This window comes from Mesorhizobium sp. M2A.F.Ca.ET.043.02.1.1 (assembly GCF_003952405.1).
In the GTDB taxonomy this organism is placed as follows: Bacteria; Pseudomonadota; Alphaproteobacteria; order Rhizobiales; family Rhizobiaceae; genus Mesorhizobium.
This window is the reverse complement of the sequence record NZ_CP034445.1, coordinates 2,163,282-2,178,097: the sequence shown is the minus strand read 5'-3', so window position 1 is coordinate 2,178,097 and position 14,816 is coordinate 2,163,282. Positions and strand designations below refer to the sequence as shown.

Annotated in this window: 9 protein-coding genes and 1 pseudogene; 6 read left to right on the top strand and 4 right to left on the bottom strand. The window is 60.8% G+C overall.

The annotated features are described in order from the left end of the window. The first annotated feature begins 179 nt into the window (after nucleotides 1–179). On the top strand, nucleotides 180–1,073 hold the full coding sequence (locus tag EJ068_RS10350) for an adenylate/guanylate cyclase domain-containing protein (protein ID WP_128315202.1): 894 nt from the start codon (nucleotides 180–182) through the stop codon (nucleotides 1,071–1,073). Between the two features lie 116 nt (nucleotides 1,074–1,189). Here EJ068_RS10350 and EJ068_RS10345 read toward each other — a convergent pair whose 3' ends face one another. Beyond that, nucleotides 1,190–1,984, bottom strand: a complete 795-nt coding sequence (locus EJ068_RS10345; protein ID WP_126080913.1) for an SDR family oxidoreductase — start codon at nucleotides 1,982–1,984, stop codon at nucleotides 1,190–1,192. After that, entirely contained in the window at nucleotides 1,981–3,315 is a 1,335-nt protein-coding gene (locus tag EJ068_RS10340; RefSeq protein WP_128298430.1) for an alpha-glucosidase/alpha-galactosidase, read from the bottom strand. The genes EJ068_RS10345 and EJ068_RS10340 overlap by 4 nt, the downstream gene beginning before the upstream one ends. Nucleotides 3,316–3,461: 146 nt before the next feature. Between EJ068_RS10340 and EJ068_RS10335 the strand changes: the two genes are divergently transcribed. The 4 genes from EJ068_RS10335 (at nucleotide 3,462) to EJ068_RS10320 (ending at nucleotide 7,588) form a co-directional block, all read left to right on the top strand. Continuing rightward, nucleotides 3,462–4,337 carry a helix-turn-helix domain-containing protein gene (locus EJ068_RS10335; RefSeq protein ID WP_127251127.1) on the top strand — a complete coding sequence of 292 codons (876 nt, stop codon included), beginning with the start codon at nucleotides 3,462–3,464 and terminating at the stop codon, nucleotides 4,335–4,337. Between the two features lie 256 nt (nucleotides 4,338–4,593). Further along, nucleotides 4,594–5,814: an extracellular solute-binding protein gene (locus EJ068_RS10330; protein WP_245463452.1), complete on the top strand. Its 1,221-nt coding sequence runs from the start codon at nucleotides 4,594–4,596 to the stop codon at nucleotides 5,812–5,814. Further along, nucleotides 5,811–6,731, top strand: coding sequence for a sugar ABC transporter permease (locus EJ068_RS10325; RefSeq protein ID WP_348527708.1), 921 nt, complete (start codon nucleotides 5,811–5,813; stop codon nucleotides 6,729–6,731). The genes EJ068_RS10330 and EJ068_RS10325 overlap by 4 nt, the downstream gene beginning before the upstream one ends. Continuing rightward, entirely contained in the window at nucleotides 6,731–7,588 is an 858-nt protein-coding gene (locus EJ068_RS10320; protein WP_127251130.1) for a carbohydrate ABC transporter permease, read from the top strand. The genes EJ068_RS10325 and EJ068_RS10320 overlap by 1 nt, the downstream gene beginning before the upstream one ends. 177 nt (nucleotides 7,589–7,765) lie before the next feature. On the opposite strand, the pseudogene EJ068_RS10315 reads toward EJ068_RS10320, so the two are convergent. Further along, a pseudogene (locus tag EJ068_RS10315) lies at nucleotides 7,766–9,509 on the bottom strand (adenylate/guanylate cyclase domain-containing protein); the annotation flags it as partial. A gap of 389 nt (nucleotides 9,510–9,898) precedes the next feature. On the opposite strand from EJ068_RS10315, the gene EJ068_RS10310 reads away from it, so the two are divergent. Continuing rightward, the gene (locus EJ068_RS10310) at nucleotides 9,899–11,188 is read left to right on the top strand and encodes an NAD(P)/FAD-dependent oxidoreductase (protein WP_129554525.1); all 1,290 of its coding nucleotides are present in this window, start codon (nucleotides 9,899–9,901) and stop codon (nucleotides 11,186–11,188) included. A 179-nt stretch (nucleotides 11,189–11,367) separates the two neighbouring features. Here the strand turns inward: EJ068_RS10310 and EJ068_RS10305 are convergent, their stop codons facing one another. Continuing rightward, nucleotides 11,368–14,763: an adenylate/guanylate cyclase domain-containing protein gene (locus EJ068_RS10305; RefSeq protein WP_129554524.1), complete on the bottom strand. Its 3,396-nt coding sequence runs from the start codon at nucleotides 14,761–14,763 to the stop codon at nucleotides 11,368–11,370. Nucleotides 14,764–14,816 lie beyond the last annotated feature (53 nt).

Genomic DNA, 14,816 nt, shown 5'->3' with positions numbered 1-14,816 from the left:
GCTATTTCTGAGGCCGATAATCCGTTTGGCTGGATGAGCGAAGGCAGGTGCCTGTCCGTCCAAGATGATCGCGCCAAAGCACTTGCCCCGTTGCGCCGGCCCCAAGACGCGCAAGTAGATAGCTCAAGGTCGACTTTGGTATGTTATAAACGCTCCGTTCTCGGGGCGGATACGGGGCAATGGATCAGGAAAGACTTCTAGCCGCAGTCCTCCTAGCTGATGTCGTGGGCAGCACGCCGCTCTATGAGCGCATTGGCGACGATGCCGCCCTGCGGCAGGTCTCGGATTGCCTCGACGCGATACGCGCGATCGTCGCCCAGCACGGCGGTGACTTCATTTACTCGAAGGGCGATGACGTGCTCAGTCTGTTCGAGAGCTCGGAGGCGGCGCTGAGGGCCGTCTGCCAAATCAACACCCAACTGACGAGGGGGCCGTTAAGCGCCCGGATCGGATTGCATTTCGGGGCGGTCATTCGCGCGCGCGGCGCGGTATTCGGCGATGTTGTCAATGTCACCGCAAGGCTGTCCACCACGGCCAATCCGGGGGAGGTGCTGATCAGCCAGAGCTTCTTCGAAGCGCTTTCGGCGGGCAGCCGCAGTGCCTTGCGGCTCCTCGACCAAATGGGGTTCAAGGGCAAGCAGGGACTCTTCGATGTCTATACCCTGCGGAGCGACGATGGGGCGCTCAGTACGCAGATCGCCAGCCGGGGCACCATTATCGAAAGGCGCTCCGCGCCGCCGCGGCAGATCAATCTGGTCATCCGCTATGGAGATCAGTTGGGGTCCTGCCGAAACAATGAATTCGTGACGATCGGCCGATCTCCGGAATGCGATATCGTCGTCCAGCGGCCCTGGGTCTCGAGGCACCACGCGACCTTCACCATTTCGAATGGCAAGGCACGGCTTGTCGAGCGGAGCTCGTCAGGCACATTTGTGTCGATGGGACCCGGCCAGGAAGAAGTATTCGTACGCCGCGAGGATATCCTGCTCTTCGGCTCCGGCGTCATCTCGCCCGGACGCAGATCGTCCCTCCGCGACGCCCAGGTCCTGCACTACGAAGTTGTCTCAGGCTGACCTGGCCGGTTGGGCGGGATCGCCGCACCGCCGGCTCTAGATCTCGGCCGGAATTGTCCTGTCGGATGCTGCGATGAGCGGCAGGCCAAGTTTCATCAGCCGCTTGATAGTCACCTTCAACGCGCCGCTTCCGGCAGGATCGCGGTCGACATTTCGGGCAAGGTCTGCCCGCCGTCTACGATGATACTTTGGCCGGTGATGTAAGCCGCTTCATCGGAAGCGAGAAAACGCACCGCGTGGGCAACGTCCTGCGGTGTGCCGAGACGGCGAAGCGGCACGGCGGCGCATTGTGCATCCACGAAGCTTTGTGACTGATGCTCCATCACGCCCTCCGTCAGGATGTTGCCCGGCTCAACGGCATTCAGCGTAACGTTCCAAGGCGCAAATTCGAGGGCCGCCGTGCGCATGAAGCCCAGAATTCCTGCCTTGCTAGCCGCATAGTGAGAATACCCAGGAGAAGATACGCGCGCACCCGTTATTGAGGACAAAAAGACCACCCTGCCGTGGCGCTGCCGCTGAAAATAGGGCAGGCAAGCCTTCGCCAGCAGGAAGGGCCCTCGCAGGTTGACCGCCATGACGCTGTCCCACTCGTCGGGCGTAATCGATGCGATATTGGTGTTCGGATAGATCGCAGCATTGGCAACGGCAATATCAAGTCGACCCATCTCGGCAAAGATATCATCGATCACGTGCGTGACCTCCGACTCATCGCTTGTATCCATGCGGCGATAAGTTGCTGCCAGACCCATTGCGCAAATGTTGGCGGCGGCGCGATAGCCGTCGACGTCCTTTATGCCCGTCAGGACGACTTGCGCTCCGGCGCGCGCCAGTTCAGTAGCAACACCCAGTCCGATCCCGCGTTGTGCGCCGGTGACGATGGCAACCTTTCCCAACAGGTCGAAGCCACTCATTGGGCAGCCCGAGCAAAAGCGGGCAACAAGCTGCCATGAGCTTCGATCAGCGCATCCACCAGGGCATCGATTTCGGCAAGCGAAAGCTCCGCTGCCGTGTGAGGGTCCATGGCGGCTGCGTGGTAGATGTGCTCGCGCTTCCCCGTGAGGGCGGCCGTCACGGCCAGCTCCTGCACATTGATGTTGCTCCGCATGATGGCGGCAAGCTGAACCGGGATGCGTCCGATGCGGATAGGCTGAATGCCGTTGCGATCGACATGGCAAGGAACTTCAACCGCAGCGTTCGATGGCAGATTTTCGATTAGGCCCCGGTTGGCGACATTGCCGTAGATCAGGCTTGGCTCACCCGTCACGCAGGCATGAATGATGGCGGCAGCATACTCCTTGCTGCGCGAGACTTCGATCGGCCGACTCTCGTCTTCCAGTTCGTGGCGCAGTTCATGCCATTGCGCGACCTGTCTTTCGCAACGGGTGATGTATTCGTCGAGCGGCAACCTGAATTCTTCCAGCAAGTCCTCGCGCCCGCGCTTGATGAACCAGGGCGTGTATTCCGAAAAGTGGATGGAACTCTCGGTAACGAAATGGCCGGAGTGCTTCATGACCGCGAAACGAACTGCATCATCGACGGGAAAAGTCCCATCGCGGGCAATCTGCCGAAGCCGCGGATAAAGGTCTACACGGCCGCCGCCCGGCAGGCGTTTTTCGAACTTGAGGAAAAAGGCCACATGATTAAGGCCGGCACACAGATAGTCGATGTCGGCAATATCCTCGCCGAGAGTGCGGGCCAGGAATTGCGATGTTTCCTGAACGGAGTGACACAGGCCGACATAGCGAATGTCCGGGTAGCCCTCGGCCATGGCCCAGCTGATCATGGCCATCGGGTTCACATAGTTCATCATCAGCGCCTGCGGGCAGTGCTTGCGCATGTCGTCGGCGATGGCAAACACGACGGGAATTGTACGCAGAGCCCGGAAGATGCCGCCGATGCCCAGAGTGTCGGCGATGGTCTGCCTCAGGCCGAACCTCTTCGGGACTTCGAAATCGGTGACAGTGGCCGGCTTATAGCCGCCCACCTGCATCATCAGGATGACGAAGTCGGCGTCCTTGAGGGCGATTGCCCGATCGACTGTCGCGACGAGCCTTACCTCGTCCTCGATCCCAAGCGCGCGGCAGATGCGGCGTGTCATGATCTCGGAGGTGGCAAGGCGGTCCCGATCGAGATCGTGAAGCGCGATTTCGCAACGCGAGAGAGCTTCATTGCTCAGCACGTCGCTGAGGATGTTGCGGGCGAACACCGTACTTCCGGCGCCGACGAGACAGATCTTGGGCATTGCGGGTATCCAGTCCTTGCTATGCGCTTTCGACGCAGCTTCCCTATTGCCATTGGAAACCGGAAAATGCTTGCTTGAATGCAATTGATATTTCCGGTTTTTAAGTGGAACCGCGCTAGCCGGGGCGCGAAGAACGGAGGGAGCGAATGCGTCAGCTTGACCCGCGCCAGACCGGCAACCGTTTTCTCAAGCCGGACGAATTCCTGGCTGAGACGCATATCGTGGAGCCTATGCCGGAAGCCCACTGGCACGACCATGTGGAACTCAACGTCATCACGCGCGGCGGCATGACCTATCTCATCAATGGCAAGCAGGTCAGCCTGCGCGAAGGCGCCATCTACTGCTTCTGGGCCGCTGTTCCTCACCAGGTGATATCTGCTGGTGACGGAACGGAGCTTGTCTGCATCTACGTGCCATTCGCCGATCTTCTGTCGCTTGCGGTCTCAAGTGATTTCAAGAACGACCTCATGGCGGGTCACGTCGTCACGGGCTCGTCCATCGACGCTGCCGACACATTATTGGTGACGCGCTGGGCGCGAGAGTGGGACACCAACAGCGAACTGGCCGCCGACATATTACGCGACGAGGTTCGCCTTCGCCTTCGCCGGCTGGCGGCCGACCCGCGCATCGCCGAGATAGGCTTGGGCGCCCTCGAAGCTGAACATCGGCGCCAGGCGATGCATGTCGCCGACCGGCGGGTGGTTGCGCGGGTGCAGCAGATGACGACCTTCATCAACAACGAATTCGCCAGGCCGATCAACGTTGCGGACGTAGCGCTTGTCGGCGGACTCCATCCGACGAACGCAACCGCGACCTTTCAGAAGGTCCTGGGACAATCCATCGCGCAATATCTGCGCCGCCGGCGGCTCAACCATGCACTGAAGCTTTTGGCCGACAGCGATATGGCAATTATCGAAGTGGCTTTCGAAAGCGGCCACGGCTCTCTCAGCCGCTTTTACGATGCCTTCCAGCGGCAGGTTGGCTGTACGCCGAAGGACTACCGCCGCCGCTTCCGCCCCTGAACGTAACCCGGATGTCGACGCTTCACTACCAGCGCCCGTTTTTTGCTCCTGCGACAGACCGAAGGGCTGAAAAACCTGAAAATTTGGGTCGAAACCGGCAAGAATATCAGAATTTCCAGCGATAGCTTTACCGTCTATTGGTGCGGGCAGCGGCCAAAAAGCATAGTGGGAACAATGCTGCCCGCTCGCGACGTCACGGGAGATAATCATGCGTTTGCCGAAGTCTGATCTGGTCTTCGCCTTCAGCGTCGTTTTGATGGCCACTACCAGCGGAATTGCGCTGGCCGATGATGCCAAGCCCTTTGCGGGACAAACAGTTTCGGTGCTCCTACCCTCGCCTCAGGATGCAAACATGGCGGCCGATTTCGAGAAAGCCACCGGCATCAAGCTCGATATGCAGACAGCGTCATGGGACGACGTGTCGGTGAAGATTTCGACGGCGTTGCTGGCTGGCACGGCGCCGGCCGATGTGACCGAGTTTGACTGGTCCTGGACCGGCCAGTTCGCTGCGGCAGACTGGTATACGCCGCTCAACGACACCGTTGACGCCGCGACCCTGGATGACATCAAGGGGTCGACGATCTTCAACGTGAACGGCAAGGTTCTGGCCATTCCTTACACGAACGACTTTCGCGTCATGCTGGTGAACAAGAAGCAGTTCGCCGACGCCGGCGTGACCGTCATGCCAAAGACGCTCGACGAGCTTGTAGCGGCGGCGAAGGCCGTCAAGGCCAAGGGAATCGTAAAGTATCCGATCGGCCTGCCGCTTTCCGCGACCGAAGGCGCATCGACAAGCTGGTACCTTCTGACCAAGGCGTTCGGCGGAGATCTTTTCGACAAGGATATGAAACCTCTGTTCACGGCGCCGGACTCGGCCGGCTACAAAGCGATGGCCTTCGAGATGATGCTCTTGAAGGAGGGCTTGGTTGACCCCGCCTCCACCGGTCTTAAAGACAGTGAGATCAATGAGACACTTTTCGCCAAGGGCCTGACCAGCATCATGATCAGCGGCGAACCGGGCCGTCTTGGCGCTTACAATGATCCCGCACAGTCTGTCGTTGCCGGGCAGGTTCAGGCAATTCCGGTGGCCACCGAAAGCGGCAAGACGCGCTCATTCGGGTTGCTGGAGGGCCTCGGCATCCCAAGGAATGCCCAGAACCCGGAAGCGGCCAAGGAATTCATCAAATGGATGACATCCAAGGACTATCAGATCCACAACTACGGAAACGGGGTATTGCCGACGCGCACGTCCGCGCTCGCAGAGCTGCAGCAACAGGGCAAACTGGTCAGCGGCGAGGCGATTGTCGAACAGGCGCCAACCGTGGAGGCGTTGTTCCCATCTGGCGCGCCCGCCTGGTATCCGCAATTCTCGCTGGCCGTAAACACCTCGATCAACAGCGCCGCAAAAGGTGAGATCAGTGTGGAGCAGGCCGTTCAGCGTATCGCCGAGGCCGCGGCTGAAGCCGTCAAGCAGTGACGTCGCAAACGGTAACCGTCCTCCCGCGACAAGGTCGTGGCGCCCGCAAAGTTGGGGACGCCACGACCGCCTTTTTGATGGTGCTGCCGATCCTGCTCACCATGGGCGGGCTCGTTTTCTACCCACTGCTGAGCACCGCATGGGACAGCTTGCACCGCGTCAACCCGATGCAAGCAGGGACCCCGTTCGTCGGCATCTCCAATTATACGCGCGTCTTCAGCGACGTAGAGGTGGGGCAGGCTTGGCTGAACACCTTCAAATATGTCGTAATCGCCGTTTTCGCCGAGACGGTGCTGGGGGTCCTTGCGGCTTCACTCATCAATCAGTTGAAGAGCGGGCGTCAGTGGGTGTTGGCAGCGGTGGTCCTGCCGTGGGCGCTGCCCGGCGTGGTCAGCGGGGTCATATGGCAATGGATCTATTCGCCCGGCCCCGGCCTCCTTAACGGGCTGCTGGTGATGATCGGTTTGGACTACGAGGGTCATCTCTGGTTCAACAACAGCACCAGCGCGATGCTTGCAGTCTCGGTGGTGCATATCTGGCGCATGTTGCCGCTGACCATCGTTATCGTGCTGGCGGCGATGCAAAGTATTCCGGGCGACCTCTATGAGGCCGCGCGCATGGACGGTGCCAGTCGCCTGGTGATGTTCCGCAATATTACCTTGCCGCTGACGCGCGGCGCGATCGCGGTGGCGATGACCAATGCCACAGTGTCGGCCTTCAACCTGTTCGACGAAGCGATCGTGCTTGCCCGCAACAGTCTGGAGACGAGGCCGATCCTGCTGCAGATCTATCTTGAGGCCTTCAAGAAACTCAATTTCTCGTACGGCATGGCATTGTCGCTGATGGTCACCTTCATTTCGCTCGCCATATCGCTTGGCTATGTGCTGCGCATCCACCGCAGCACGAGGCTTGACTGATGAAGGAACCTTGGCACATCCGTCTTGGAATCTGGGCCGGCGTTGCGCTGCTGCTCGCCTGGTCGCTTCTTCCGATCTACTGGACACTCGCCTCCAGCCTGACGCCGACGGTCGAGTTCAATGCGCGGCCGCTTCATCTTTTTCCCGAGCATCCCACCGGCGAGCACTATCTGAGGCTTCTTGGCGTGCTTGACGGGCATATGGGCGGCGTCGACGTGGCTGGCGAGTTTCGGCTTGCGCTTTTCAACAGCATACTCACTTCGGGTGCCGCCACCGTGCTTTGCGTGCTGATGTCGCTGCTTGCGGCCTATGCCTTCGCGCGCCTGAACTTTCCCGGACGTGAGGTGCTCTTCTATGCTGTGGTAGGGACCATGGCGGTGCCGGGATATGCGGTTCTCATCCCGCTCTTCCGGCTGATGGTGTCGATCCGGCAGATCGACGCCTATCTCGGCGTGACGCTCATCTACGTCTCGGCGTTCCTACCGCTTTGCCTTTGGCTCCTGAAAGGCGTCATGGACACGCTGCCGCGATCGTTGGAAGAGGCGGCGCGCATCGATGGGGCAAGCCATATGCGCATTCTTTTTTCCATCATCGCGCCGATCGCGGCACCAGGACTTACGGCGGCTGCCATTCTCACCTTTCTCGGTGCCTGGGGGCAATATGTTGTGCCGCTCGTCTTCTCACCCAAGGACACAAAGCCGCTGACGGTTCTGATCCCGGAATTCGCAGGGAAGAACTTCGTCGACTACGGGCTTATCATGGCCGGCGGTTCTATCGCCATTGCGGTGCCCTGCCTGCTGGTGATCTTCCTCAATCGATACCTCATTTCCGGCCTGCTTGCAGGTTCAACCAAATAGCGTCCGTAGGCCACAGCTGGAGCAATGCCGCAAACGGCGCAATTCTTGAGACGGCGGTCTGCGTTAGTGGAACACGATCTCCGCCCTGTCGCGCGTCAATAATCCAGACCCTGCCGGAAAGCGCCGATGACCACCGGCAGGCCGCTCACTCGCTACAGCGCTACCAACGGCACACTTGTCAGTCAGCCCGGCCTTGCGCATCCCCTCGACGAAGTATTGGACCACGACCAAATGGCGCGCCGGCTGGGAGGCAGCCCACCGTCCCAGGGAAAACTGGGGGTTATTGGCTATAAAGATGTTCGCTTCTCGACGAGTTTCGCGGTCGCGGTCCACCATTGCAAGCGCGGCTGCAAGCACCTTCCTTGATCCCGAGCGATAGGTCGCCTCATTGCGCAGGGTGTCGATTGCCGCATCATATCGGCCGGCAGCGTAATGGACCATTCCCAAGATCCAGAAATACCAGCCGGCTGGGTGCGGATTAAGCCGAAAAGCTCTGAGGATCATGTCCCTGGCCTCAACGATACGGCCGTCCCACATCAGCATTTCGGCACTCATAACAAGGGTATCCGCGTGGTTGGGATCGAGCGCCAGAGCGGCGGCGAAAGCGGCTTCCGACTCTGCCCAACGACGCTCATAGGCCTGCAGGTAGCCAACCACCCAGTGATTGCCAGCGTCGTTCGGGTCGAGTTCTACGGAACGAAGCGCAAACTCGATCGACTCCGGCCTCTTGGTTTCCGGCGAGCCTATGCTGTGAGCCCAATACGACCAAAGCGTGAAGGCCAGCCAGCGCATGGCTTCAGCATAATCCGGCTCGATCGTAACCGCTTCTCTCAGCAGGATCTCGCACTCGCGGATTGCTTCGGCGGATCCGGCAAGGTGGGCGATGAGTGGACGCGCTCGCAAGCAGAGTTCATAGGCCTCGAGATTTTTCGGGCGGCTGCGCGCAGGCAAAGTGGTAAGTCGGCCGACAAGGGCCTCGACAATCTTGCCCGTTACCTCGTCCTGCACCGAGAATATGTCTTCGACGCTGCGGTCGAACCGCTCAGCCCAGAGGTGATCGCCGCCGGTCGCGTCGATAAGCTGGACGTTAATCCGAACGCGTCCGTCGAGGCGGCGCGCACTGCCTTCCAACACATAACGGACGCCAAGCTCGCGGGCGATCTGGCGGACGTCTATCGCCTTGGCTTTGTAAGCAAACGTGGAGTGTCGCGCGATGACGAACAACCCCTCATTTCTAGACAGGTCGGTGATTAGGTCTTCAGTCAGCCCATCCGCGAAGACGTCCTGCTCGCGATCGCCGCTCATGTTGGTGAACGGAAGAACCCCCAAGGAAGGCTTGGCGGGAAGCCTCGGCGGGGTCGGTTCGATGACACTTTCGATATGACCGCCCGGCGGCGGCCGCAGACGATACACGCGCACGGGTTCAGCAATATTCTTTAGTGCTTGCTCTCCCAAATCGTCAAAGGTGGCGTCGAGCTTGCGCTTTACCTGGTCGAACACGCTCGCGGAAATGCACACTTCGCCAGGCTCCGCGACGGTTTCGAGCCGCACCGCAACATTGACACCATCGCCATAGATATTCACTCCCCTCGACGATGACGTCACCGAGGTTGACCCCAATGCGCAAAGTTATGCGCTTGGGCTCAGGCAGTGACCCATTCGCCTTTGCTGTTTCGTGCTGCAGATCAAGCGCGCATTGGGCGGCGTTCACCGCGCTTGCGAACTCCACCAGAACCCCATCGCCCATTACCTTTACGAGACGCCCATGGTATTTGGCGATGAGAGGTGCCAGGACTTCGCTGCGCCGCTGCTTGAGCGCTTTGAGAGTTCCCACTTCGTCGAGCCCCATCAGGCGCGAATACCCCACGACGTCCGCGCTCATTATCGCGGCGAGACGTCGCGGCGCGCTTTGCTTGGCCATCCGGCACCAGAACGATCGTGACTGCTGCATCAGGATAGTCACGGCGTGCAGACAAGTCCATAAGTGTCACTGTTCCGTCGGTGAGCCTGGACCAACCGATGCTTTCCCGCCACGACAGGATCAGAAGCGCTCCGGTCTGCCGAACGTCGGCCTTGCGCTTCGGATCAGCCCTTGGCACCGCACCCGTGAGTGACTGTCAGCGGAAGACGATATCGTGATTAGAAGAGATGGCAGTCGATAGTCGACAGAGGTTCGGGGCGGGGATGCTTTCGTCCTTTGCAATTCCCGGAAACAGCTGTTTGCAGTATGCTGCCGCATTTCCAGGGTGAGCCTGGTGTCGTTCGCCCTCACATGCAGTCGTTGTCGGCGGCACGATTTTGGCGGGGACCATGAGGGGGATTCTTGATGCGATCGTCATAGGCGCTGGCTCGGCCGGGCTTGGCGTCAGCTATTTCCTGCAACAACGTGGCTGCACGCACCAGGTTCTCGAGCGAGGCTGCATAGGCGAGACGTGGCGAACTCAGCGCTGGGACTCTTTCCGTCTGAACTCGACGAATTTACGCACCATGCTGCCCGGCGACTCCTACGACGGGCCGGACCCCTGGGGCGCGATAACGCACCACGAATTCGTCGCCTATCTGGAAGGCTATGTTGACCGGTACCACTTGCCGGTGCGCACCAGGGTGGCGGTCGAGCGGCTGGATTCCGAGAGCGGCACCTACCGGGTCACGACTGATTGCGAGACGCTTGTGGCCCATTCGATCGTGATTGCAACGGGCAACCAGTGCCGCCAGGTCCGGCCACCCTGGTGGTCAGACCTGCCGACCATTTTTCGCCAGGTCGATTCCTCAGCCTACCGCAACCCGGCCGAGCTTGTTGAGGGCGCCGTGCTCGTCGTCGGGAGTGGTCAATCGGGTGGACAGATCGCCGAGGATCTGGTGCAAGCCGGACGTCGGGTATTTCTGGCGACCAGCCGCACTGGCCGCCTAGTGCGCCGCTACAGGGGTGGCGACTCGTTCAACTGGCTCACCATCTCCGGCTTTGCCGACGTGCCGCGCTGTCAGCTCATCGTGGAAAACGGCGGCAGGCCTCCGGCGCGCCCGCTGCTCGGCGCGACCCACACAATCAGCTTGCAGTCGCTTAGCGCCCAAGGGGTCGTATTGCTCGGGCGTTTCAATGGCATCGTGAATGGCAGCCTGGCCTTCGGGGATGACGTCGACGACCACATGCGCTTCGCAGACGAAACCTCGGCCTACGCGAAGCGGGTTATCGACGAGTACATCGAGCGCGCCGGCATCGATGCGCCGCCGGCTGAGGATGATCCTGCCGAAACGGTTGCGTCGAGCGTGCCGAGCCCGCCGATCCGATCGATCGGCTTGGCCGCAAGCGGCATCTCCTCGATCATCTGGTGCACCGGATTCTCGGGCGACTTTTCATGGGTGAAGGTTCCCGGGGCTCTCGACCAGGCCGGCCAGCCGAAGCACGAGGACGGTATAGGCACCATTCCCGGGCTCTATTTCGCCGGCCTCGACTTTGGGGTAACGCGGAAATCAGGCACCATTCCGGCCGTTGCAGAGGAGGCGGACCATCTGGTGAGCCACATTGCAGCAAAAGTGAGTCGAATACTTCGGCCAATCCCGGCCGCGGAGAACTCACATGGGCCATTCTCAATTCGATGATGCTAGACGCGAGCGCTTAGCTTGGAACGCCGGAAAAAAGTCGGCACCAAGCGACCGCCTCACTCAGAAGCAAATCTGGGCAATTCGCTTTTTTCTGATCGTGAAAGACTGGAACGACTGCAATTGGCGCGACCGCGCCCGTTGAACGCGCTGCCCCTTCCACCAACAAACGGCCAGGGCTATTCACGCCGAGCCGAAGGCGAGCCAAATAGCGTAGCACGCTCCAACTCGCTGAGCAGGGCCTCGGCCTCTCTGACGTCGGCAGTTTCGAAACCCTCGGTGAACCAGTCGCGAACGTGTGTCAGAAAATCGTGGGCCTTCTCCCCGGCGCCTCGCTCCGCCCACTGGCGTGCGAGTTGCGTCGCAGTTCGCAACTCCCACCATTTGGCGGCCTGCGCCCCGGCAGTCTCTACCGATTTGCCGAAAGATTCCGCCGCCAAGTCGCCATCGCGACCAGGCTCGCGCAAAGCAAACTCCCCTTTCAGTCGGTACAGCTCGGCATCAAACCAACGCTCGCCGGTCGAAGTCGCACGCTCGAACGCGTCGTCGAGCACGCGTCGCGCATCTTCAACGTTGCCACTACTAAGGTAAGCCTCAGCCAGAATAGATCCGTAGTACGGCATCATCACCAGGTAATCGGCGTTCACGTCGTGCTCGTAGCAGGATTTGAGGGTCTCGAGGCCTTCGGTTGCATTTCCTTCAGCGATGAGTGCGGCAGCTCGAAAGCCCCGTCCCTTGTTCAACATTGCAGGCATGGCCTTTTCGGACGCGAGAGCAATCAGGCGCTCGCTGTCGCGCCGAAGGGCGAGCCAGTCTTTGCACAAGTGGTAGTAGACGCACGCGTTGGCGAGAGCCAACGCGATCGCGAAGGGCTGGCGCGTTTTCTCCGCAGTTTCCAGACCCTGCCGACACCGCCGGTACCCCTGCTCGGGGTAGCCCAGAATGAGCAGCGTCCGGGCAAGGTAGAGGTTCGGTCCGGCGTCGGCGATGTCCGCACCGAGCAGAGGGTCCAGGTCAGGTGCTCTTGTCGAGACCCGCTGTTCCAGGAAAGAGCGTGCGGTGGCAAAATCGCCCATCCAAAGGGCAACGAATCCGGCTGCGTCCGCTCCGATTGGGCCACCCTCGCCGTATGCGCGCGCCGCCGCGCGCATCAGCTCGTTTTCGACTTCGCGCGCGCGGTCGAGCTCCGCGCGATTGTAGTAACAGAGAAACTCGCCATAGCAGGCACGGAGGTTCTCGTGCTCCGCTCCCGTTTGCCCTGCCAAGAATCTGGCGCGGGCATAAGCGGTGCCCGTTTCGACCGCCGCCGTGCCTCTAGCCGCCCGGAGCGCATCGCCGAGCGCAAGGCGGAGCCCGAGTTCAAGTCGGTTGCGCTCCAAGCCTTCCGGCAGCTTTTCGAGAAGCGAGAGACCGTTATTGAGCTGGCCCAACGCTTCTCTTGTCGCCGAGCGCATGATCGCCGTGCGTGCCGCAGCCTGATAATATGGCACTGCCTGCTCGACGAGCCCGGCCCTGCCGTAGTGGCCAGCGACGAGTTCGGGATGGGCTGTGGCCGTGTCCTTGAATCTGTTGACCAGCGCGTCGGCAATCGCGCCGTGCAGTTCCCGGCGGCGCCTTTTGAGGAGCGATTCGTAGGCGGCGTCCTGAATGAGAGCGTGCTTGAAGATATTTGCCGGGCTGGCCGTGGTGCCGCCGCTCAAGATTAGCTCGGCTCCGATCAGTTCCGAGAGCGCCGTCTCCAATTCATCGGCAGGCATGTCGCTCACGCTCGCCAGCAGCGCACGATCGAACTCCCGCCCAATCACGGCACCGACTTGCGCGGCATGCCTTGCGGAGGGTGGCAGGCTGTCGAGCCGAGCCATCAGCGCGTCCTGAGGTGTCACGGGAACCGTGACTGCAGGCAGAGATCCCAAAAGGTCGAAATGATCCCCTGCGTCGACAAGGACGTTGAGATCGCGCATCGCCTTGGTCAATTCCTCGATGAACAGCGGAACGCCGTCGGTGTGCGCGACGATCTCGTTCAAGACTTCCTGCGGAAGACGCTTGCCCGCAACGGCCTCGGCCACTGCGGCCGCCTCAATCGGATCGAGCCGTTCGAGCACGATACAGTCAACGTGTGCGCCGCTCCAGGTCGGCTTGAACTCCGGCCGAAAAGTGACGAGCAGCAGCACGGGCAATTGGGCGATCCGATTGTTGATCCGATCGACCAGTTCCAGCGTCGTCGGGTCGAGCCATTGTGCATCTTCGACGACCATGAGCAGCGGATGCCGCGTCGCGAGCCCCTCAACCCAGTTCAGCAGCACTTCAAAAGTTATGGTCTTCCTCTGCTGAGGGGTCAGATCACGTAACGAATGCTGCTCGCCGGTGCGAACGCCGAGCAGATCGGCGATGACAGGGATGGCGCCGGTGGTATCGGGCAAAGCCCTTCCGAGAAGAAGCTCGAGCTTCCTGAACGGTGTTTTGTCCGGGTCAATGTTTGCAAACTCCGCAGAGCGCCGGATTTCCGAGATGACGGGCCGTAGCGCCGAGTTCGTGTAGTACGGCGAGGCGTCGAAATGGATTGCCTGGAGCCGGTCCCCTCTCAGTCGATCCACGAAAAAGCGCACCAGTCTCGATTTTCCGATCCCGGGTTCCCCGGTTACGAGGACAACCTGGCCCATCGTTCGCCTGACCCGCCCCCAGCGCTCGAGCAGCAGATCAATCTCGCGGCCTCGGCCGACGAACGGCGTGAGCATCGTGCCGTGAAGTCCCTCGAACCGACTTTCACTGCGCCCGATGCCGTGGACCCGCCAGAGAGCTACCGAGGGGCCTATCCCTTTGATCGGCTGCCTTCCCAGGTCCTCCAGGTCAAAAATCCCTCCGACGAGGTGCCGGGTGGTTTCGGAAATCACAACCTGGTCCGGTCCTGCCGCCTGCTGCAGCCGTGCTGCGAGGTTCGGCGTCACCCCGACGATCTCGTCCGGGCGCTCTGCCTCCCCTTCCCCTAGGCTTCCGATGACCACCAACCCTGTGGCAATCCCGATGCGTGCACGAAGGTGAGGAACCTCTTGCGTCTTGATTCCACCGGCTGCTGCCACAATGCGAAGGGCAGCCTTGACAGCCCGTTCAGCCGCGTCCTCCTGTGCCTTCGGCCAGCCGAAATATGCAAGAATGCCATCGCCCAAGAACTTGGCGACGTGCCCTCCCAAACACTCCACTTCTTCGGTTACCGCGCTTCGGTAACGCCGCATCACCGCCCGCAGTTCTTCGGGGTCGAGCTGTCGGCTTAGCTCGGTCGACCCGACGAGGTCGACGAACATCACCGTGAGCTGCCGCCGCTCCGCCGCTGGCGGGGCAGATAAAGGCAGCGCCGTCGTCAGCGATGCGGATGCGCCAACGGGCGCCGACCTCGAAACAGGGGCCAGTGAGGCAATCGCATCGAGCAGCTTGCGCCGGTGTCCGACGGAGGTCACGCCGAGTCTCGTCAGATCCTCGGCCCTCAGGTGGGCAAGAACCTCTCCACTAACATCGTTGTCGCGAAAGGCCTTCTCGTATTGTCCCAGGCCGATACCGCGAAGCCAGGTGGCGACGTTCACCTCCCCCTCCTGTATGAAAGTACAATAATACACCAAAAGGCCCTCATGGATGC